Here is a 20,147-nt window from a genome sequence, read left to right on the forward strand (position 1 = left end):
TTGCGATCCCGCCGTTCAGCCGCCCTCCGGCTAGCCGGCCGCGAGCACCTCGAGCACGGCGGCGCCGTAGCGTTCGAGCTTGACCTGCCCGATGCCGGAGATCGCGAGCATCTCCTCGTCGCTGGAGGGCCGGTGCACCGCGAGAGCGGCGAGCGTCGCGTCGCCGAACACCACGTACCCCGGAACGCCCTGCTTGCGCGCTTCGCCCGCGCGCCACTCCCGCAGCCGTTCGAAGACCTCGGCCTGCTCGGGCGAGAGGTCGGCGGCCGCGGCCGACCGCTTCGAGGATCCGGATCCCGATCCCGCATCCGCCGTGCGCCCGCCGCGGGCGGCCCGCGCCACGACCTCCTCGCGCATCATGACCCGCTCTTCGCCTCGCAGCACCGGCTTCGCAGCTTCCGTGGGGGCGAGCACGCCCCACTCGCCGCGGGCCTCGACGAGTCCCGCGGCCAGCAAATGCCGCACCACTCCGCGCCACTGCGCGACCGACCACTCCTTGCCGATGCCCCAGGTCGAGAGCTCGTCGAGCCGCATCTGCGTGACGCGCTCGGATCCGACGCCGCGCAGCACGTCGATGTGCTGGCCGGCCGCGTAGGTGCGGCCGCGCTCCTTCTGCGTTCGGATGATCGTGGAGAGCAGCATCTGGGACGGGATCGTCGCGTCCCACAGCTTCGGCGGATCGAGGCAGACGTCGCAATTGCCGCAGGTCTCCGGCGCCTGCTGCCCGAAGTACCTGATGAGGAAGCGGCGACGGCACTCGACGCCCTCGCACAGCGCGAGCATCTGGTTGAGGTGGCGCGTCTGATTCGCCCGCGTCGCGGCATCGCCGTCACCCGACTCGATCATCTGCCGCTGCTGCACCACGTCCTGCAAGCCGTACGCCAGCCAGGCGTCCGACGGCAGACCGTCGCGGCCGGCACGGCCCGTCTCCTGATAGTAGCCCTCGATCGACTTGGGCAGATCGATGTGCGCGACGAACCGCACGTCGGGCTTGTCGATGCCCATGCCGAAGGCGATCGTGGCGACGACCACCACGCCGTCCTCCCGAAGGAATCGGGTCTGCGCGTCGAGCCGCTGCTCCGCGGGCAGACCGGCGTGGTAGGCCACCGCGTCGATACCGGCGTCGCGCAGGGCCGCCGCCGTCTGCTCGACCCGTTTACGGCTGAGCGCGTAGACGATGCCCGCGTCGCCCGCGTGCTCCCCGCGGATGAACGAGATGAGCTGCGCGCGCACGCTCTGCTTCGAGACGATGCGGTAGCGGATGTTCGGGCGGTCGAAGCTCGACACGAAGTGGCGCGCGCCATCGAGGTGCAGCCGCTCGGTGATCTCGCGGTGCGTCTCGGGCGTCGCCGTCGCGGTGAGAGCGATGCGCGGCACGTCGGGCCAGCGCTCGGCGAGGGCACCGAGTCGCAGGTAGTCGGGGCGGAAATCGTGGCCCCACTGCGAGACGCAGTGCGCCTCGTCGATCGCGAAGAGCGCGATGCGCCCCTGGCTCAGCAGCTCGACCGTGCCAGGGGCCGAGAGGCGCTCGGGGGCGAGGTAGAGCACGTCGAGCTCGCCCGCGCGATACGCTCGCTCGACCTCGCGGCGATCCTCGACCGACATCGCCGAGTTCAGGGCCGCCGCGCGCACGCCGGCGAGCTGCAGCGCAGCGACCTGGTCGTGCATGAGCGCCACGAGCGGCGAAAGCACCACGCCGGTGCCCTCGCGCACGAGCGCCGGGATCTGGTAGCAGATCGACTTGCCGCCGCCGGTCGGCATGAGCACGACGGCGTCGCCCCCGCCGACCACCTGGCGGATGATCGCCTCCTGGTCGCCGCGGAACGAGTCGTAGCCGAAGACCTGCGACAGCACCGCGAGCGGGTCATCGCCGACATGCGCGCCGCCGGTCGCGGCCGTTGCGGTCACCGCGGCAGCCGTTGCGGTCACCGCGGCGGCTTCCGGCGCCGGAGCACCCCAGGCCTCCCCCGGCCAGCGCTCCTCGGCGTCGAACCCCGAGCCGTAGACCTCGGGCTCCGATCCGAGATCGAATCCGGATTGCTCGTCGCGACCGCTCACGAAGATTCAGCCCCGCGGGTCGGATTCGGAATCACGCCCGGCGGATCCGTCGTTCTCCCGCGATCCGCCGTTCTCCCCGAGCTCCCGCTCGATCTCCTCGCGCACCTCGTGACGGTACGCGTTGCGCCGCAGCCGCCCCACCAGCAGGAAGCCGAGCACGATGATGCCCGCCGCCATGAGGGCGGTGAACACGAAACCCTCGAACCCGGGCGTCACCTTGTCGGGGTCGAACTCCGTGCTCTCCTCGGCGACTCGCGCCACCACACTCCACACGCTCACGCGCCCTCCTCGATTCCCTGGAACAGATCGGCCTCGAACTCGCTCGTCGCCACGCGCGACGCCGCGAGCCGGTAATCCTCGAACGGCCACGCCTGCCGCTGCAGCTCATTGGGCCAGAAGAAGAACGCGCTGTCGGGCGGCACCTGGCTCGCGTGGGCGCGCAGCGCCTCATCGCGCTGGTCGAAGAACCGTCCGACCTCGATCTTCGCGGTGCCGCGATAGGCGCGCTTCGACATCCGCTCCCTGACCTCCGAGAGCTGCTCGATCAGGGGCGACTCGGGCTCGTGATCGAGCAGCCACTGGTAGACCGTGTTCACGCGCTCGGCGTTGAAGATCTCCTCGTAGTAGAGCTTCTTGATGCTCCAGGGTTGACCTGCATCGGGGTACGCGGCGGGATCGCCCGAGCGCTCCCAGGCGATGCGGCTCACGTCGTGGCAGCGGATGTGGTCGGGGTGGGGGTACCCGCCCTGCTCGTTGTACGTGATCATCACGTGCGGGCGGAACTCGCGCACCACGCGCACCAGAGCCTCGGCCGACACCTCGGCGGGGATATCGGCGAACGACCCGGGAGGCACGGGGTCCCCCTCGTCGGGCAGCCCGGAATCCTGGTAGCCGAGCCAACGGTGCTCGAACCCCACGATGCGCTGCGCGTTCTGCATCTCCTCGCGGCGCAGCCCCGCCAGATCGCGGCGGCTCTTCGGATCCCGAGCGACGAGATCGTTGAGCACGTCGCCGCGCTCGCCCCCGGTGCAGCTGACGATCAGCACCTCGACGCCCTGGGCGAGGTAGTGCGCATAGGTCGCGGCGCCCTTGCTCGATTCATCGTCGGGGTGGGCGTGCACCGCGATCAACCTCAGAGTCATGCGGGTCCTCTCACGCGCTTCCCGGGCGGATCCCGGTACGCTGGCAACGATCACACAGTTTACCCAGTGCGAATCGGAGGTTCCCGTGTTGAATGCGGCGGCAGCGCGGGCGGCGGACCCCGATCCCTCGCGCGGTCCGGAGTCGGCGGATGCGGCAGCCTCCAGGGGTGCGGACGCCGGCACGACAGCCGCCTCGGCGACCGACACAGCTGCTGCCCCGGCCGCCGACACATCCGCCGGCTCCGCGGATCAGAGGCAGGCCCTCGAAGATCGCTACGGCACCGGCCGACGCCGCAGCATCGACCGCCGCTTCGCGTGGATCGCCGCCGCCCTGCTGGTGCTCGCCGGCATAGGCTTCCTGCTCTTCAGCGGTTGGCAGAACACCAACCGGGTCTCGTGGCAGGACATCGGCTTCACTCGGGCGAGCGACTTCTCCCTCGACGTGAAGTTCGAGGTGAGCGCGCCTCCGCGCACCCCTGTCGCGTGCGCCGTCGAGGCCCTCAACGAGGCGAAGGCGACCGTCGGGTGGAAGATCGTCGAGCTGCCCCTCACCGACGAGCACACGCACGCCGTCACCACCCGCCTCATCACCACCAATCCCGCCACCGCGGCCACCGCGCGCGAGTGCTGGGTGGTCGAGTAGCGGGTCGCTGGTATCCTGGTTGTCGCGCCCTGACTCGGTCAGGGCGCTGTGTGTATCCCTGAGCATCCGCGCACACGGCGCACCGGCGCACTGCGACGTCCGGAAAAACCAAGGAAACGAGGATCGACATGGCCGAGCCCACCCAGACCTGGCTGACCCAGGAAGCCTACGACCGGCTCAAGGCCGAACTGGATGAACTCGCCGGGCCGGGCCGCAAAGACATCGCAGCGCGCATCGAGGCCGCTCGCGAGGAGGGCGACCTCAAGGAGAATGGCGGCTACCACGCCGCGAAGGATGAGCAGGGCAAGATGGAGGCCCGCATCCGCGACCTCGAGGAGCTGCTGAAGCACGCCGTTGTCGGCGAGGCCCCGCAGGCGAGCGGGGTCGTCGAGATCGGCACCGTCGTCACCGCCGAGATCTTCGGCGACGAGGAGCGCTTCCTGCTCGGCAGCCGCGAGCTCGCCGACGGATCGGACCTCGACATCTACAGCGCTGAGAGCCCCCTCGGCGTCGCGATCCTGGGCATGAGCGTCGGCGAGGAGACCAGCTACACGGCGCCCAACGGCAACAGCATTCCGGTGAAGATCCTGGCGGTCGACACCTACACGGGCTGACGCGTCCGAACGCGAAGGGGCTCGGGATCGCACTATCCCGAGCCCCTTCGTGAGCCTGGCGCCAGCTCATCCCGCGTTCTCGCTCCAGACGTCGAAGCCGAGCTTCACGATCAGCACGCCGACCACGACGAGGAACAGCACCCGCACGAAACGGGCGCCGCCCGCGATCGCCATGCGCGACCCGAGGAAGCTGCCGGCGATGTTCGCGGCCCCCATGAGCAGGCCGAGCGGCCAGAGCACGGCACCGAGCGGGATGAAGAAGAGCAGCGCGCCGGCGTTCGTGGCGAAGTTGACGATCTTCGCCTTCGCGCTCGCCTGCAGGAAGTCGTACCCGAGCAGTCCGACGAGCGCGATCACGAGGAACGTGCCGGTGCCCGGCCCCAGCACGCCGTCGTAGAACCCGATGGCGGCACCCGTCGCGCCCGCGATGACGACGTGGCGCCGCCCGCTGTATTTGAGACGCGTGACGGCGCCGAGGGCGGGCTTGAACAGTGTGATGAGCGCGACCGCGACCAGCGCGATCACGATGATGGGCTTGAAAAGCGCCGCGGGCAGGAACGCCGCGACCGAGGCGCCGCCGAATGCGCCGAGCAGCGCGATCCCAGCCATGGGCAGGGCGGTGCGCAGACTCGGCCGCACCTTCCGGTAGTAGGTCGCACTGCTCGTCGCGGTGCCGAACACCGACGCCAGCTTGTTGGTGGCGAGCGCCTGCACCGGGGTGATGCCGGGCACGAGCAGCAGCGCGGGCAGCTGCAGCAGGCCGCCGCCCCCGACCACCGCGTCGATCCACCCCGCGGCGAAAGCCGCCGCGAGCAGCAGCGCGAGTACGGTCCAGTCGGCGTCCTGGGGCAGCAGGGCGCTCGCGGTGATCACGATTACAGCCTTTCATACGCGGGCGTCCCGCCCCCTTCGACAGCTTCAGGGGACGGGACGCCGACGACCTCGGGAGGCCGGTGACGGTTCGGGGACCGGAGCCTATCTCCCGTCCTGCGGACCCTCCCCCTGCGCGGCGATCACCTCGGTCGTGGTGCTCTGGTGCAGACGCGGATCCCCCGGCTGCACCGGCACGGTCGCCGTCACGGCCCCCGCCGCCCCGCCCCGAGCCTTCGGGTTCTTGCGCATGCGCGTCTCGAGCCACTTCGCGAGCCCCGAGAGGATCAGGCACATGACGATGTAGATGCCGCCGATGACGAACGCCGACTGCAGCAGCGGGCGGCCGAACTGCACGTTGCTGCTGAACTGCTTCGCCAGGTAGAGCAGTTCGGGGTAGGTGATGATGAAGCCGAGCGCGGTATCCTTCATGGTCACCACGAGCTGGGCGACGATGACGGGGAGCATGGAGCGCACCGCCTGCGGCAGCAGGATCAGGCGCATCACGCCGCTCTTGCGCAGGCCGATCGCGTAGCCGGCCTCCTTCTGCCCGCGGGGCAGCGCCTCGATACCGGCCCTGAGCGCCTCGGCGAGCACCGAGCCGTTGTAGACGATGAGCGCGATGACGACGGCCCAGTAGGGCTCCATCCTCACACCGACCGAGGGCAGACCGTAGTAGAGCAGCATCATCATGACGAGCACGGGCACGGCCCTGCAGATCTCGGTGACGCCCATGAACGGTCCGCGCACCCACCGGTGATCCGACAACCGCCCGATCGCGAGTACGAAGCCGAGGATCACGCTGCCGACTGCAGCCGCACCGAACGCGGCGAGCGTCTTGCCGAGCGCCCCCAGGATCTGCTCCCAGATGGTCGTGTAGGTGAAGAGGCCCCACTTGGTCGCGGAGAATTGGCCGGAAAGCGCCAGCCGGTACACGAGGAACGCGGCCACTGCGGCGACGAGCACGAATGTGGCCACCGCGATGAGGCGGTTGCGCAGGATCGCCCTCGGGCCCGGAACGTCGTACAGCACGGAAGTCATCGCACGATCCTCCACTTCTTCTCAAGGCGGTTCTGGATGAAGCTCAGGATCAGCACGAGCACCACGAAGACGAGCGCGACCCAGAGCAGCACCTCCATCGGGCTGCCGGGGCGTCCCGCGGCGTCGTTGATCGTGGCCCGCAGCGCGGCGAGCTCGGCGACCGAGAAGCCGGCGGCGACCGTGGTGTTCTTCAGCAGCGCGATGAACACGCTCATCATGGGCGGCACGACCGAGCGGAAGGCCTGCGGCAGCACCACCAGGCTCATGACCTGCCCGAAGGGCAGGCCGATCGCTCGCGCGGCCTCGGCCTGGCCGACCGGCACCGTGTTGATGCCCGCCCGCAGCACCTCCGCCACGTAGGTCGCGGTGTAGATGCCGATGGCGAGGATCCCGAGCAGCAGCGTGCTCAGCTTGGGGAGCCCCAGTGCGGGGTATCCGAGCACGAAGAAGAAGAACACGAGGGTCAGCGGTGTGTTGCGGATGATGTTCACATAGGCCGTGCCCACGCCCCGCGCGATCGGCACGGGCGAGACCCGCATGGCCCCGACGATGATGCCGAGCACCAGAGCGATCGCACCGCCCCCGAGGAACACCAGCAGGGTGTTCTTGATGGCGGTTCCCCAGAGATCGAGGTTGCCGAAGATGACGTCCATGCGTCTTCCTCTCGTGTGCGAGAAACCCCGGGGCGGGCGGGTCCGGCGGGATCGCCGCCCGCCCCGGGCGACTCATCGGTTAGTAGGCATCCACCTCGGGCTGCTCGACCTTGATGCCGGAGCTGCCGAGGTTGTTGTCGAAGATCTCCTGCCACACGGTGCCGCCGTCGGTGAAGAGATCGTTGATGTGGGCGCGCAGCACGTCGTCGCCCTTGGGCAGGCCGACGCCGTAGAGCTCCTCGGTCATCAGCGGGCCGGTGGTGACCATCAGGTTGTCGGGATCCTGCGCGGCGTAGCCGATGAGGATCGCCTGATCGGTGGTGACCGCGTCCACCTGGCCGTTGATGAGACTCTCGACGCAGGCCGAGTAGAGGTCGAACTCCTCGGTCTTGATCTCGGGGTAGTTGTCCTTAATGTTCTGGATCGGCGTGGAGCCGGTCGCCGAGCACACCGTCTTGCCCGCGAGCTCATCGAGCGACTGGTAGTCCTCGCCGCCATTCTTCACGAGCAGGCCCTGGCCGGTCACGAAGTAGGGGCCGGCGAAGTCGATGTCCTGCTTGCGCTTGTCGTTGATGGAGTAGGTGCCGACGTAGTAGTCGATATCGCCGTTCACGATCGCCTGCTCGCGGTTGGCCGAGGCGATCGCCTTGTACTCGATGTCCTCCTCGTCGAAGCCGAGCGAGGCCGCGATCCAGCGCGCGATGTCGATGTCGAAGCCGCTGCGCTCGTTGGTCACGTTGTCGAGATAGCCGAGACCGGGCTGATCCTCCTTGACGCCGATGACGACCTTGCCGCGCTCCTCCATCTTGTCGAAGGTCGGGCTGCCCTCGAGGGTCACACCGTCGGCGACCTCCCACGGGGTCGTCTCGCTGGTCTCCGCGGGCGCGTCGTCGCCGCCCGCCGGCGCCGAGGGGCTGCCGCTGTTGCAGCCCGTCAGGGTCAGTGCCGCTGCGGCGAGGAAGCCGAGCGTCGCTAGGGACTTCTTGAAACGCATGAGCGTGTTCCTTTCGATCTTGCGGATGTTCGGTTTGTCGGATCGCCCGACGCCGACCGGGTGGACCGGTGCGGGCGGATCAGCTGGTGATGAGCTTGGAGAGGAAATCCTTGGCGCGCTCGCTCTTCGGGTTGGTGAAGAACTCGTCGGGGGTCGCCTGCTCCACGATCCGCCCGTCGGCCATGAACACGACACGATCGGCGGCCTTGCGCGCGAACCCCATCTCGTGAGTGACGACGATCATCGTCATCCCCTCCTTCGCGAGACCGACCATGACGTCGAGCACCTCGTTGATCATCTCGGGATCCAGCGCGCTGGTCGGCTCGTCGAAGAGCATGACCTTCGGGTGCATGGCGAGCGACCGAGCGATCGCGACCCGCTGCTGCTGCCCGCCCGACAGCTGCGCCGGCAGCTTCGACGCCTGCTGCTCCACCCCCACACGGGTGAGCAGTTCCATCGCCTCGCGCTCGGCATCGGCCTTGCTGAGGCCGCGCACCTTGATCGGGCCCAGCGTGACGTTCTCGAGAATCGTCAGGTGCGCGAAGAGGTTGAACGACTGGAACACCATGCCGACCTCGGCCCGCAGCTTCGCGAGCGCCTTCCCCTCGGCGGGCAGCTCCTTGCCGTCGACCCGGATCGACCCGCTGGTGATCGTCTCCAGCCTGTTGATCGAACGGCACAGCGTCGACTTGCCCGAGCCCGAAGGCCCGATGATGACGACCACCTCGCCCCTGTCGACCGTGAGATCGATATCGGTCAGGGCCTGGAACTCCCCGTAGTGCTTCTGCACGTTCTCCACGACGACAAGCGGTTCGCTCGCACTCATCATGTCTCCACCTCTGGTCGTGACCCGCGACGCGGGTCGCGCGACGCGGGCGTCTAGCCTGGCTCCGGCGGTTCAGCGTGCACCGCCGTCCTGCCGAAGCGGGAGGTGAGGGTCATCGTTGAACCGATCGGCCCAACGATAAGGTCACGCACGGCGTCCCGTCACCCGTCTTGAGGTTTTCTTGAGCGTCGCCTTGAGCGTTTCTTGAGGTTCGCGATCCTGCGCCTACCGCCGGGCCTCGATGTAGTATCGCGCGGCACCCGGGTGCAGCTCGACCGGGCTCGTGAAGATCGCCTGCCTGCGGTCGAGGATCTCCGCCGCTACGACCTTGCCCGCGATCGTGTTGCGCGAGTCGAAGAGCACGCGCACGGTGTCGTGGATCAGGCCGTCCGGAGCGTCCTCGGCGGTGACCAGGTAGTTCGGCACGGTCATGGTGACGGTCGGCGTCTCGATCCCGTATATCCCGATCGGGAACTCCGCGAGCCGGTAGACGCCCGCGTGACCCGAGTTCACACGCTCGACGGCCGCGGCCTCGATCGAGAGCAGGCGGATCGGCATCGCCTGCGCCAACCGCTCGATTCCGGGAGTCGGAAGGCCCCCGACCCAGAAGAAGGCGTCGATCTCGCCCCGCTGCAGCGCCTCGATCGACGCGTCGGGGCCGAGCGCGGGGTTCTCGATCGTCTCCGGGTCGACCCCTGTCGCCCCCAGCACCCGTGTCGCGATGACCTGTACACCCGAATTCGGCGCGCCGAGCGAGACGCGGCGCCCCGCGAGGTCGCCGATCCGATCCACTTCCGACTCGGCCGGCACGACGACGTGCACGTACTCGTCGTACACCCGGGCCACCGCCTCCACCGGCAGCGGTTCTTCGAAGGCGCCCGCCCCGTTCACGGCGTCCGCCGCGGTGTCGCCCTGCGCGAACCCGAGCAGAGCCTCACCCGATGCGACCCGCAGCAGGTTGTCGACCGAGCCGTGCGTCTCGGCGACCGAGATATCGACCCCGAGCTCCCGGTGCAGGGCATCGGCGAGCTGACCGCCGTAGGCGTAGTACACGCCGGTCGTGCCTCCGCCGGCAATCTGCAACGGCTCGTCGATGGCATACGTCTGCGGCGAGCAGCCACCAAGCGACGCTACGACGGTCAGGCCCAGGGCGACCGCCGCCACCGCCCGTCGGCGGAACAGTCCCCGCAACCCCCGAACGGATCCGCGCCGCATCACAGCTCACCCCCCGGCAGCCGAAGCGCGACGCAGAGCCCGCCGCCCTCGGGCATGGAGACCTCGACCGAGCCCCGCAGCCCCGAGAGCAGATCGGTGGCGATCGCGAGGCCGAGCCCCGATCCCGGCACGTTCTGATCGCGAGCGCTGCGCCAGAACCGGCTCGTCACCATCTCGAGCTCCTCGGGCTCGAGCCCGGGGCCCCGATCCCTCACCGAGATGGTGCTGCGCTCCGCGTCGCTCTCCACCGCCACGTCGACCCGCGAACCCGTCGGGGCGAACTTCAGCGCGTTGTCGATGACGGCGTCGAGGGCGCTCTCGACCGAGGTGCGATCCGTCACGCTCATCACGGGCGCCGGCGCGTCCACGACGAGGGAGAGCCCCCGCTCGGCTGCGACCTCGCGCCACGCGGCCACACGACCCCTGACCAGTTCCACGAGATCGACGACGGCGAACGACGAGTCCTGCTGCCCGGCCCGCGCCATGTTCAGCAGCGTGTCGAGGATCCGCGACATGCGCCGCCCCTCCTCCCGGGTCTTCTCGACGTCGGCCTCCCACCGCTCGTCGAGCCCCGTCGCCAGATACTCGACCCGCATCAGCAGCGCGCCCAGCGGGTTGCGCAGCTCGTGAGACGCGTTCATCGCGAACTCCCGCTGCCGCGACACCACCCGCTCGATCTCCTCCGCCATCTGATTGAAGAGCCGGATCATGCGGCGCATCTCGGGCGGCCCTGTATCGTCGGCGATCCGCGCGTCCATCTCGCCGTGCTCGATCGCGGCCATCGCGTGATCCACCCGCATCATCGGCTGCAGCACCCAACGGGCGAGCCTGAACACCGCGAACACGAGCAGACCGATGACGACCGCGCACACCGCGACCAGCAGCGCCCAGTGAGCGAGGATCTCCCCGCGGGGCGCATCCGAACTCTCCGCGATCATGACCGCGCCGATCACGTTGCCGTCGTCGAACACCGGCTCGACCATCACGGTCTCGCCGAGGGACCAGGGCAGCACCGCCAGCGACGGGTCGCTGCGGCGCCCGGAGAGCGCGAGGCCGATCCGCGTCGTCATCTCCTCGTTCACGGACTCCGGACGCATCCCGCCCGCCGCCCAGAGCGTCCCGGAACGGTCGAATACCGCCACCCGCGTTCCGTAGAGCTCGCTGTACCGCTCCAGCTCGCCCTCCACGACGGCGGGGTTCGCCGCCCGCAGCGACTGCCGCGCACCCGTGAGGAAGTAGCCGAGATCCGCCAGCTGCTGGTTCGAGACCTCCTGCTGAATGCTGCGCGCGACGCTCAGCGCGTAGGCGCCTCCCAGAGCCAGCAGGATCACCGTCATCGGCACCAGGAACACGATGATGAGTCGAGTGCGCAAGTCTCACACCCCGGTCAATCGATACCCCACGCCGCGCAGCGTCGCGATGAGCGAGGGCCGGTCGAGTTTGCGGCGGATCGAGCCGACGTGCACCTCGAGCGAGCGGTTGAAGCCGCTCCAGTCGGTGCCCCACACCTCGCGGATGATGCGATCCCGCGGCACCACGACCCCCGGGTAGCGCGCCAGCACGGCGATGATGTCGAACTCCTTGGGTGTGAGCTCGACGGGCGCTCCGTCGACGAGCACCAGCCGGCTCATGAAGTCGATGTGAACACCGTCGACCGTGATCCCCGCCGCCTCTCCCGACTCGACCTGCAGCGGACGGGTGCGTCGGGTCACCGCTTCGATGCGCGCCACCAGTTCGCGCACGTCGTACGGCTTCACCACGAAGTCGTCGGCGCCGGCGTGAAGACCCTTGATCCTCTCCTCGACGTGGCTGCGCGCCGTCGCGACGATGATCGGCACGCCCGAAAGACCGCGGATCCGGCGGCACACGTCGATGCCATCCATGTCTGGTAGCCCCAGGTCGAGCAGCACGACCTCCGTGTCGGCGCCGAGGGCCTCCAGCGCCGCAGCGCCCTCCGCCACGCAGACGGTCGTGTACCCCGCCTGGTGCAGGAACGCGCTGAGCGCGTCGGAGACGCGGTCGTCGTCTTCAACGATAAGGATCTTCATGTCGGCTTCTCCGCCCGGTCCGAGAGCGTGTCTTCAGACTAGCGGTTGGAGCAGAGCCCCACGCCGGACGGTGAGGGACGAGGGCGGGTCGCCCCCGTCCCTACTCGTACATCGAGATGTTGATCGGCCCCGTGAGGTCCGGCGCCGGGGCCCGGAACCCGCGCGTCTTCACGAGCAGGTAGACGAAGCCGAGCACCACCCAGCCCGCGCCGATCAGCATCGAGGTCGGGTCGAGGCTCGACCACAGCCACAGGTTGATCGCCACGCCCACCGCGGGCACGACGACGTAGCCGATCCACATCAGCGGCCCCCTGCGGCGCATGAACTTGAAGAAGGTGAAGATCACCGACAGGTTCACGAAGATGAACGCGATGAAGGCGCCGAAGTTGATCATCGAGGAGGCCTGATCCAGGTCGACGAACATGGCGGTGAGCGCGACCAGGCCGACGAGCAGCACGTTGCCCACCGGCACGCCGACGCGGTTGACCATGCTGAACAGGCGCTTCGGCAACGCGCCGTCGCGGCCCATCGCGTAGAGCAGGCGCGCGGCGCTCATCTGCTGGGTGATGCCGCACCCGAGCACGGCCATCATGTAGCCGCCGACGAAGATCGCCTGGAACGCGGCGCCGCCGACGTACTTGGCCATCTCGGGCGAGGCGCCGACGATGTCGCCGAGCTGGGAGACATCGGGGAAGAGCGTCTGCATGAGGTAGGTCACGGTCATGAAGAAGGCGCCGGCCACGAGCACGATCATGAAGATGGCGCGCGGGATGTCCTTCGTCGGCCGCTCCGCCTCCTCCGCGAGCGTCGAGACCGCGTCGAACCCGAGGAACGACAGCGCCAGCAGTGCCGCGCCGGCCGCGATCGACGCCGTGTGCATCCCCGGTTCGAGGAACGGCCGGATCGTGTACTCGGCGCCGTTCGCCCCGCTGTTGATGTTGATCACGGTGAAGATCACGAAGAGCACCGCGACGACCAGCTGGATGAGCACGAGGAGCACGTTCATGCTCGCGGCCAGCTTCACGCCGACCAGGTTGAGCACGGTGCAGATCCCGACCGTCAGCAGCACCCACACCCAGAACGGCACGTCCGGGAACACCGCTCCCATGTAGATGGCCGACAGGATCGCGTTGATCATCGGCAGCAGCAGGTAGTCGAGCGTCGCGGCCCACCCCACCATGAAGCCGAGGTGGGCGTTGATCGCCTCCTTGACGTAGGTGTACGCCGAGCCGGCGATCGGGAAGATCCGCACCATCCGGGAGTAGCTGAACGCGGTGAACAGCACCGCGATCATCACCACGAGGTAGGCGAGCGGCACGTGGCCGTCCGTCTCGTCGGAGACGATGCCGAACATGTCGAACACGGCCATCGGCGCCATGTAGGCGAGGCCGATGAAGACCAGGTGCCGCAGCTTCAGCGTGCGCTTGAGCTGACCAGGCTGGTGGGTGATCGCGTGCGCGATCTGGTCATCACCGCTGGCGACCCCGGTACGGGTGGGGAGAGTGGACATGGGTTCCTTCACTTCTTCGTGGGGTTATCCGTCATCCCACGCCGGTGCCACCGCGTCGGAATCGCAGGATCTCGACCGGTGCGGATCGTGCGATCCGCGGCCGCGGGATGGCGGGGTTGGATCAGTGGCTGTGGCAGTGGTGGCTGTCGTCGGGCTCGGTGCAGCTCTGCCCGGCCCCGGCCGGATCCTGCACGTTCGCCGCGGCCTCCGCACCGCCGAGCTCGCCCCGGACGTCGTGGATCGCGGCTCCGCCGACGACCGTGAGGTCGGCGCGCTGCTCGAGGATCTCGGCGGGCTCCATGCCGTAGAGGTCGCCCGACCACACCACCACGTCGGCCAGGTAGCCCTCGCGCAGCATGCCGAGCGCGTTCTCGTGGTGGAACGCCTCCGCGCCGCCCCTCGTGTACGCCTCGAGCGTGGCGTCGAGCCCGACGCGCTCGCCCTGCGTCCATGCCTGCGACCCGTCGAGGCCCGCGCGGGTCATCGCGCTGTAGACGCCCACGAGCGGATCCATCTCGCCGACCTGCCAGTCGCTCGAGAAGGTGACGCGCGCACCCGACTCGATCATGGAGCGGAAGCGCCAGGCGCGATCCCAGCGGGCCTCCCCCACGTTCTCCATCCAGGTCCCGGCGACGAGATCGGGGGACGCATGGCGCGGCTGCATCGCGGCGACGACGCCGAGAGCGCGGAAGCGCGGGAGATCCTCGGGGGCGAGGCACTCGACGTGCACGATGCCGTGGCGGGTGTCGACTCGTCCGTTGGCGCGCTGCGCGGCCTCGATCGAGTCGAGGGTGAGCTGGATCCCCCAGTCGCCGGTCGCGTGCGTGTGCACCTGGTAGCCGAGACGGTCGAGCTCGATGAAGAGCTTGGTGAACTCGGTCGGCTCGAGGCTCGTGTGGCCGCGGTGCCCGGGGCGGTTGGCGTAGTCCTGCAGCATGGCGGCGGTGTGGGGCTCGATCACGTCGTCGGCGTAGAGCTTGACGGGGCCGAGTTTGAAGCGCTCGTGCTGCGGCGTCTCGCGGATCGCCTCGGTGATGCGGGCGCGGAAGTCGCCGTCGGCGCCCACCGGATGGTAGATCGCCGCGATGGTGCGGCTCGTGAGGCGTCCCTCGCGCTCGGCGCGGGCGAAGAGGTCGAGCTCGGCGAGCGGCACCTGCGGCTCGACGACGGTCGTGATGCCGAAGCGCGCCGCCATGTCGAGGCTGTTCGCGATCTTCGCGTAGCGGCGATCGGGCGAGTACATGGGGATGTCTCGCTGCAGCTCCGCCAGGCCGTCGATCGTCATGGCGCTCGTGTAGAAGTCGGTGACCCAGCCGGTGGGCTCGCCCGTGGTCGCGTCGATCTCGGGGTTGCCCCAGGCGATGTCTCCGCCGTTCAGGATGCCGAGCTTCGCGAGCGCGGGCCGGTTGAGCCAGACGGAATGCTGATCGTACGTGGTGATGAAGACGGGCTTGTCGGTGACGCCCACGAGATCGTCGGCGTTGGGGCGGCGGCCCTCGACGACCGAGTAGAGCGCGTTCTCGGCGCAGATCCATTCGAGTTCGGGGTGGGTCTCGGCGAACTCGGCGATACGGGCGCGCACGACGTCGAGGCTCGTCACCTGGTCGAGGCTGACCGCGAGGTCGTCGAAGCCCAGCAGCAGGTGGTTGTGGGTGTCCGCGACGCCGGGCGTGAGCAGGCGACCCTCGAGCTGCACGGTGCGGCGGGCGGCGGGAGCGTCTGCGGCGGATCCCACGTAGCTGATCCGGTCCCCGGTGATCCCGAGGGCCTCGGCCCAGGGCTGCTCGGGGTCGAAGGTGCGGATCCTGCCACCGGTGAAGAGGGTGTCGACGGCCATGTCATCTCCTGCCTGTTCGGCTCGGCCGGTGTCGCCACGGCCTCACTGACGAGTTCTTTCACTCCAGAGTAAATTAATTTACTCAAATGTCAAGAAACCTGGTTTCAGGCCGGGCCCCGGGCCGGGGCACCTCGCCCGGGCCTGGCATACTGGCAGGCATGGCACGCCCCAGCACCCAGAAGCAGCGCCGACGCGAAGTGGTCGACGCCGCGCTCGCCGCGGCCGCCGAGCACGGCCTGCGCAACCTCTCGCTGACCGACGTCGCCAACCAGGCCGGGGTCACCCGCGGCGCACTGCTCTACTACTACGACGATCTCGAGGCGATCCTCGTCGAGGCCCACGCCGCGGGCATGGAGCGCGTCGGCTCGGAGCGCGCACAACTCGTGGCGCAGCAGGAGGGCGCCGCGGCGAAGCTCGCGACGGCCATCGAGGCCGGGTTGCCCGAGGGGCCGGACGATGCCCTCATGCGACTGCTCTACGAGTTCGACGTGCTCGCCGGCAAGTCGCCGCTGCACGACGAGCTCGTGCAGCAGCTCTACCGCGAGCAGCTCGACCTCTATCGTGGCATCCTCGCCGAGGGCGTCGCAGCCGGCGAGTTCACGCTCGCGGGTCCGCTGGAGGACATCGCGATGAACTTCGTCGCCCTCGAGGACGCGTACGGTCTGCACATCGTCGCCGGCGGCAGCATCACCCTCGACGACGCGCGGCGTGCGATACGCCTCTACGCGGCGCAGTCCTGCGCCGTCGACCTCCCGGTCGCGTAGCCCTCAGGAGGCAGCCACCCGCTCTCGCAGCTCGCGGCGCAGGATCTTGCCCGCGCTCGACTTCGGGATCGCGTCGACGAACTCGACGCGCCGCACCTTCTTATACGGTGCGACGCGGTCCGCCACGAACTCCATGACCTCCTCGGCGGTCAGCCCCGAGCCGGAGGCCGCCACGACGAACGCCTGGGGGATCTCCTGCCGATCCTCGTCGAGTACGCCGATGCACGCGGCGTCCATCACGGCGGGGTGCGACAGCAGCAGCGCCTCGAGCTCGGCCGGGGCGATCTGGTAGCCCTTGTACTTGATGAGCTCCTTCACCCGGTCGACGACGGAGAAATGGCCGGCCCCGTGGTGGACGGCGACGTCGCCCGTATGCAGGAAGCCGTCGGAGTCGAGGATCTCGGCCGTGGCATCGGGCCGGTTCAGATAGCCGGCCATGACGTTGGGGCCCCGCACCCAGAGTTCGCCGGGCCGGCTCTGCCCCGCTTCCGCGGCCGGGATCTCCTCGCCAGTCTCCACGTCGACGAGCTTCGCCTGCTGATTCGGCAGCAGCACCCCGATCGAGCTGACCGGGATGTCGTGCCGGTCGGGCGGGATCACGTGCGAGACCGGGCTCATCTCCGTCATGCCGTAGCCCTGGAGCATGCGGGCGTTGAGCCGTCGTGCCGCGGCCTCCCCGGTCTCGCCGTCGAGCGGCGCCGCCCCCGAGAGCAGCACGCGCACGCTCGAGATGTCGAACTGATCGACCATGGGGTGCTTCGCGAGCGCCACCGCGATGGGCGGCGCGATGAACACGTAGGTGCACCTGCGGTCCTGGACGACCCGGAGGAAGTCCGCCAGGTCGAACTTCGGCAAGGTGACGAGAGCCGCGCGCTGACGGAGCGCGAGGTTGAGCAGCACGGTCATGCCGTAGATGTGGAAGAACGGCAGCACGGCCAGCACGCGATCGCTGCTGCGGACGTCGATGAGTGCGCGGCACTGCGAGACGTTGGCCACGAGGTTGCGGTGCGTGAGCATGACCCCCTTCGGCGCCCCGGTGGTACCCGAGGAGTAGGGCAGCACGGCGACGTGCTGCGTCGGATCGAAGGCGACCTCGGGCGCCGATCGCGCTTCGGCGAGCAATTCCCGCAGGCCCGGGTGACCCTCCGCGCCGTCGATCACGATGAGGCGCTCCTCGGGGACCCCCGCGGCGGCGGCCGCGGCGCGGGCCTGCGGCAGCAGTGGCGAGACGGTGACGAGCCACGACGCGCCCGCGTCGAGCAGCTGCTTCTCGATCTCGCCCGCGGTGTAGAGGGAGTTGACGGTCGTGACCGTGGCGCCCAGCCTGAGCACTCCGTGGAACACGGTCGCGAAGGCCGGGATGTTGGGGCAGAGGAGCCCCACGACCGTTCCGACGCCGGCGCCGCGTGCGGCGAGCGCGCCGGCGAAGGCCTCGACCTGCGCGGCGAGCTCGCCGTAGCTGGTCTCGGCGCCGGTGGCGGGATCAATGAGGGCGACGAGAGCGCGCTCGTCGTCGCTCAGCGATCCGAGCAGGAGCTGATGGATGGGAACGTCGGGGATCTCGACGTCGGCGTACGAGCTGTCGAACACGGGTGGATCCTTCGGTTCAGGGGCGGACGGCGTCGTCCGCCGGGATGGAGTGGTCGAGGGAGTGGAGCGGGCCCGCCGGGGCGCCGGCCACGGCGTCAGGACGGTCGATCCCGGGACCGGGCGGCGGCCGGCGGAAGCCCCGGGTGAGCACCGCGAGGTACCCGATCCCGAGCAGCTGGTCCGATGCGGGCATGCCGGCCTCCCGCTCAGAGAGCGGGCCACCAATCCGCGCCGGACCACAGGGACAGCTCGGCCTCTGCCGCGGCGCCGATGCGGAACACCGCCCGGTCGTCGTAGGGCCGGCCCACGATCTGCACCCCCGTGGGCACGCCGTTGGGAGCCGTGCCCGAAGGCACGGCCAGCACCGGGACCCGGCCGACGGCGTTGAACGGCGTCGTCATGATCGCGTCGAGCATCGCGATGGTGTCCGTGCACGGGTCGTCGGCCGTGAAACCGGTGTTCGCCGTGGTGGGGCACACGAGCGCGTCGTAGCGCTCGAAGAGCTCGCCCAGCGGGCGGAAGAACTCGTTCTCGCCGACGATGCCCTCGACGTAGCCGAGACGGGGCCGGGAGGCGTGCCCGATGAAGGCCCGGGTGTAGGGCATGAGCTGCGCCTCGCGGGCCGGATCCCCCTGCAGCAGCCCCTCGATCGACGCGCCCATGATCGCGTGGAAGTGCGCCCACAGGAGGTCGTAGAGCCCCTCCCGCGTCCAGGGCAGCTCCACCTCGTCGACGGTCGCGCCCGCTGCGCGCAGCGCATCCCCGAAGCGGAGGGTGTTCGTCACGACGGCGGGATCGGGATCGAAGTCGCCGAGCGCGAGGCACAGCGCGACGCGCACGCCCTCCAGCCGGCCGGGCTTCGCGTCGAGCGCGGGGGCGTCGCCCAGCGCCGCCTGGTCGCCGCTCCAGCGGCCGGCGATCACATTCTGCAGCGCGGCGACGTCGGCGACGGAGCGCCCCATCGGCCCGTCGGCGCAGTAGGTGTCGGCGTTGAACGGCGCGATGGCCGGCACTCGCGCGTAGGGAGGTTTGAACCCGACGGTGCCGCAGTAGGCCGATGGGATGCGGATCGAGCCGGCGATGTCGGATCCCGTGGCGAGCACCGTGGTGCCGGCGGCGAGCGCGGCCCCCGAGCCCCCCGAGGAGCCGCCCGGCGACATCTCCCGGTTGAAGGGATTGCGCGTGACACCCCACAGCTCGGTGTGGGTGACCACGGCGGCGCAGAACTCCGGGGTCGTGGTGCGCGCGTGCACCACCGCGCCCGCCGCCCGGACGCGGTCGACGACCGGGTGGGTGAGCTCCGCGACGTGGCCGCGCCCGAGCAGGGAGCCGTCCTGCTGCAGCAGGCCGCGCACGGGCTGCTCGTCCTTGAGCGCGAGCGGGATGCCCTCGAGCGGGCGCTGGGTGCCTGCCGAGAAGCGTTGCTCGGATTCTCGAGCGGCTGCGTAGGCCTCGTCCCTGAGCTCCTCGGTGAAGGCGTTGATCTGCGGCTCGACGGCCTCGATCCGCGCCACGATGCCGTCGAGCAACTCGACGGGAGAGAGCTCGCGCGCGGTGAAGAGGCGTGTCGCCTCGGCTGCGGTCAGGTATTCCTGCATGACTCGGTGTCCCTTCCGACGGGCTCCATTGCCGCGTCGTACAGTGTACGAAACTACACTACGAGCATGACCTCATGTCAAGACCTCTCCCCCGCGGCGGCCCCGGAAGCGATCCCGGAGGCGACCGCGAAGCCCCGGCAGCTCACACGCGCCTCAATCACCGACACCGCGATCGACTTCATCGAGCGGGAGGGCATCGAGCGCCTCTCGATGCGCAACCTCGCCTCCGCCGTGGGCTGCGGCACCATGAGCCTCTACTCGTACGTCAACGGGCGCGAAGATCTCATCGAGGCCATCATCGAGTCGCTCATCGTCAAGAGCCGCCTCCCGGCTCTCGCGTCCCAGCGTTTCGACTCCTGGCAGCAGCTCGCCCGCGAGCTGTGCGCCACCTACCGCGACCTCGCGTTCCAGTACCCGCGCTCGCACGAGCTGCTCGGCCTCGCCCCCTACGAGATGGAGCCGGTCGCGGCGCACCTCGAATCCCTCCTCGCCGCGTTCCACGCCACAGGGCTCAGCGAGGAGCGGGCCGCAGAGGTGTTCGGCGCGCTCGACGCATACCTCACCGGCTATCTCGCGGTGAGCGTGCGCTCGGTCGTGCAGAACCATCGTCCGAGCTCGGAGCGGGCCCGCGCCCTGCAGCGCCTGCGGGCGCCCGAGAACTTCGAGCGCGGGCTCGAGGTGTTCATCCTCGGATTCGAGCAGGAGTTCGCGCGGCGCGACGCGGCCTGACCGACGCGCCTCAGC

The 20,147-nt window shown here is 69.5% G+C and carries 20 protein-coding genes; 4 read left to right on the forward strand and 16 right to left on the reverse strand.

Features of this window, described 5'->3' with window-relative positions:
* Positions 1 to 30: 30 nt before the first annotated feature.
* The 3 genes from recQ to mca are packed head-to-tail and all read right to left on the reverse strand — an operon-like array spanning position 31 to position 3,200.
* On the reverse strand, positions 31 to 2,058 hold the full coding sequence (recQ, locus tag AC0KXF_RS10285) for a DNA helicase RecQ (protein ID WP_473109094.1): 2,028 nt from the start codon (positions 2,056 to 2,058) through the stop codon (positions 31 to 33).
* A 6-nt stretch (positions 2,059 to 2,064) separates the two neighbouring features.
* Positions 2,065 to 2,337, reverse strand: a complete 273-nt coding sequence (locus AC0KXF_RS10290; RefSeq protein WP_473109095.1) for a hypothetical protein — start codon at positions 2,335 to 2,337, stop codon at positions 2,065 to 2,067.
* Positions 2,334 to 3,200, reverse strand: a complete 867-nt coding sequence (gene mca, locus AC0KXF_RS10295) for a mycothiol conjugate amidase Mca (RefSeq protein WP_473109096.1) — start codon at positions 3,198 to 3,200, stop codon at positions 2,334 to 2,336. The genes AC0KXF_RS10290 and mca overlap by 4 nt, the downstream gene beginning before the upstream one ends.
* 85 nt (positions 3,201 to 3,285) lie before the next feature.
* Here mca and AC0KXF_RS10300 point away from each other — a divergent pair, with 85 nt between their 5' ends.
* Entirely contained in the window at positions 3,286 to 3,843 is a 558-nt protein-coding gene (locus AC0KXF_RS10300; RefSeq protein WP_473109097.1) for a DUF4307 domain-containing protein, read from the forward strand.
* Between the two features lie 128 nt (positions 3,844 to 3,971).
* The gene (greA, locus tag AC0KXF_RS10305; protein ID WP_473109098.1) at positions 3,972 to 4,457 is read left to right on the forward strand and encodes a transcription elongation factor GreA; all 486 of its coding nucleotides are present in this window, start codon (positions 3,972 to 3,974) and stop codon (positions 4,455 to 4,457) included.
* A gap of 66 nt (positions 4,458 to 4,523) precedes the next feature.
* Here the strand turns inward: greA and AC0KXF_RS10310 are convergent, their stop codons facing one another.
* From AC0KXF_RS10310 to AC0KXF_RS10355, 10 genes are all read right to left on the reverse strand, one after another.
* Positions 4,524 to 5,330, reverse strand: coding sequence for a sulfite exporter TauE/SafE family protein (locus AC0KXF_RS10310; RefSeq protein ID WP_473109099.1), 807 nt, complete (start codon positions 5,328 to 5,330; stop codon positions 4,524 to 4,526).
* Between the two features lie 102 nt (positions 5,331 to 5,432).
* Positions 5,433 to 6,368, reverse strand: a complete 936-nt coding sequence (locus tag AC0KXF_RS10315; RefSeq protein WP_473109100.1) for an amino acid ABC transporter permease — start codon at positions 6,366 to 6,368, stop codon at positions 5,433 to 5,435.
* Positions 6,365 to 7,021, reverse strand: a complete 657-nt coding sequence (locus AC0KXF_RS10320; protein ID WP_223043063.1) for an amino acid ABC transporter permease — start codon at positions 7,019 to 7,021, stop codon at positions 6,365 to 6,367. The genes AC0KXF_RS10315 and AC0KXF_RS10320 overlap by 4 nt, the downstream gene beginning before the upstream one ends.
* Positions 7,022 to 7,100: 79 nt before the next feature.
* Positions 7,101 to 8,015 (reverse strand): glutamate ABC transporter substrate-binding protein, encoded by a 915-nt coding sequence (locus AC0KXF_RS10325; protein WP_473109101.1) that lies wholly within the window; start codon positions 8,013 to 8,015, stop codon positions 7,101 to 7,103.
* Between the two features lie 79 nt (positions 8,016 to 8,094).
* Positions 8,095 to 8,841, reverse strand: coding sequence for an amino acid ABC transporter ATP-binding protein (locus AC0KXF_RS10330; RefSeq protein ID WP_223045297.1), 747 nt, complete (start codon positions 8,839 to 8,841; stop codon positions 8,095 to 8,097).
* 225 nt (positions 8,842 to 9,066) lie between these two features.
* Positions 9,067 to 10,056, reverse strand: a complete 990-nt coding sequence (locus AC0KXF_RS10335; RefSeq protein ID WP_473109102.1) for a TAXI family TRAP transporter solute-binding subunit — start codon at positions 10,054 to 10,056, stop codon at positions 9,067 to 9,069.
* Complete coding sequence (locus tag AC0KXF_RS10340) at positions 10,056 to 11,429, reverse strand: sensor histidine kinase (protein ID WP_473109103.1); 1,374 nt, start codon at positions 11,427 to 11,429, stop codon at positions 10,056 to 10,058. The genes AC0KXF_RS10335 and AC0KXF_RS10340 overlap by 1 nt, the downstream gene beginning before the upstream one ends.
* Positions 11,430 to 11,432: 3 nt before the next feature.
* Complete coding sequence (locus AC0KXF_RS10345; RefSeq protein WP_223043059.1) at positions 11,433 to 12,104, reverse strand: response regulator transcription factor; 672 nt, start codon at positions 12,102 to 12,104, stop codon at positions 11,433 to 11,435.
* A 100-nt stretch (positions 12,105 to 12,204) separates the two neighbouring features.
* Entirely contained in the window at positions 12,205 to 13,614 is a 1,410-nt protein-coding gene (locus AC0KXF_RS10350; RefSeq protein ID WP_473109104.1) for an APC family permease, read from the reverse strand.
* 121 nt (positions 13,615 to 13,735) lie between these two features.
* Positions 13,736 to 15,451: an amidohydrolase gene (locus tag AC0KXF_RS10355; RefSeq protein ID WP_473109105.1), complete on the reverse strand. Its 1,716-nt coding sequence runs from the start codon at positions 15,449 to 15,451 to the stop codon at positions 13,736 to 13,738.
* Between the two features lie 158 nt (positions 15,452 to 15,609).
* Between AC0KXF_RS10355 and AC0KXF_RS10360 the strand changes: the two genes are divergently transcribed.
* Complete coding sequence (locus AC0KXF_RS10360; RefSeq protein WP_473109106.1) at positions 15,610 to 16,215, forward strand: TetR/AcrR family transcriptional regulator; 606 nt, start codon at positions 15,610 to 15,612, stop codon at positions 16,213 to 16,215.
* Between the two features lie 3 nt (positions 16,216 to 16,218).
* Here the strand turns inward: AC0KXF_RS10360 and AC0KXF_RS10365 are convergent, their stop codons facing one another.
* Genes AC0KXF_RS10365 through AC0KXF_RS10375 form a run of 3 tightly spaced genes read right to left on the reverse strand, consistent with a single transcriptional unit; the run spans position 16,219 to position 19,403 of the window.
* Positions 16,219 to 17,805 (reverse strand): AMP-binding protein, encoded by a 1,587-nt coding sequence (locus tag AC0KXF_RS10365; protein WP_473109107.1) that lies wholly within the window; start codon positions 17,803 to 17,805, stop codon positions 16,219 to 16,221.
* A gap of 16 nt (positions 17,806 to 17,821) precedes the next feature.
* Complete coding sequence (locus AC0KXF_RS10370; RefSeq protein WP_473109108.1) at positions 17,822 to 17,998, reverse strand: hypothetical protein; 177 nt, start codon at positions 17,996 to 17,998, stop codon at positions 17,822 to 17,824.
* A gap of 13 nt (positions 17,999 to 18,011) precedes the next feature.
* Positions 18,012 to 19,403, reverse strand: coding sequence for an amidase (locus tag AC0KXF_RS10375; RefSeq protein ID WP_473109109.1), 1,392 nt, complete (start codon positions 19,401 to 19,403; stop codon positions 18,012 to 18,014).
* A 66-nt stretch (positions 19,404 to 19,469) separates the two neighbouring features.
* On the opposite strand from AC0KXF_RS10375, the gene AC0KXF_RS10380 reads away from it, so the two are divergent.
* Positions 19,470 to 20,132, forward strand: a complete 663-nt coding sequence (locus AC0KXF_RS10380; protein WP_473109110.1) for a TetR/AcrR family transcriptional regulator — start codon at positions 19,470 to 19,472, stop codon at positions 20,130 to 20,132.
* Positions 20,133 to 20,147: the final 15 nt, after the last annotated feature.

This window comes from Leucobacter holotrichiae, from assembly GCF_055791005.1.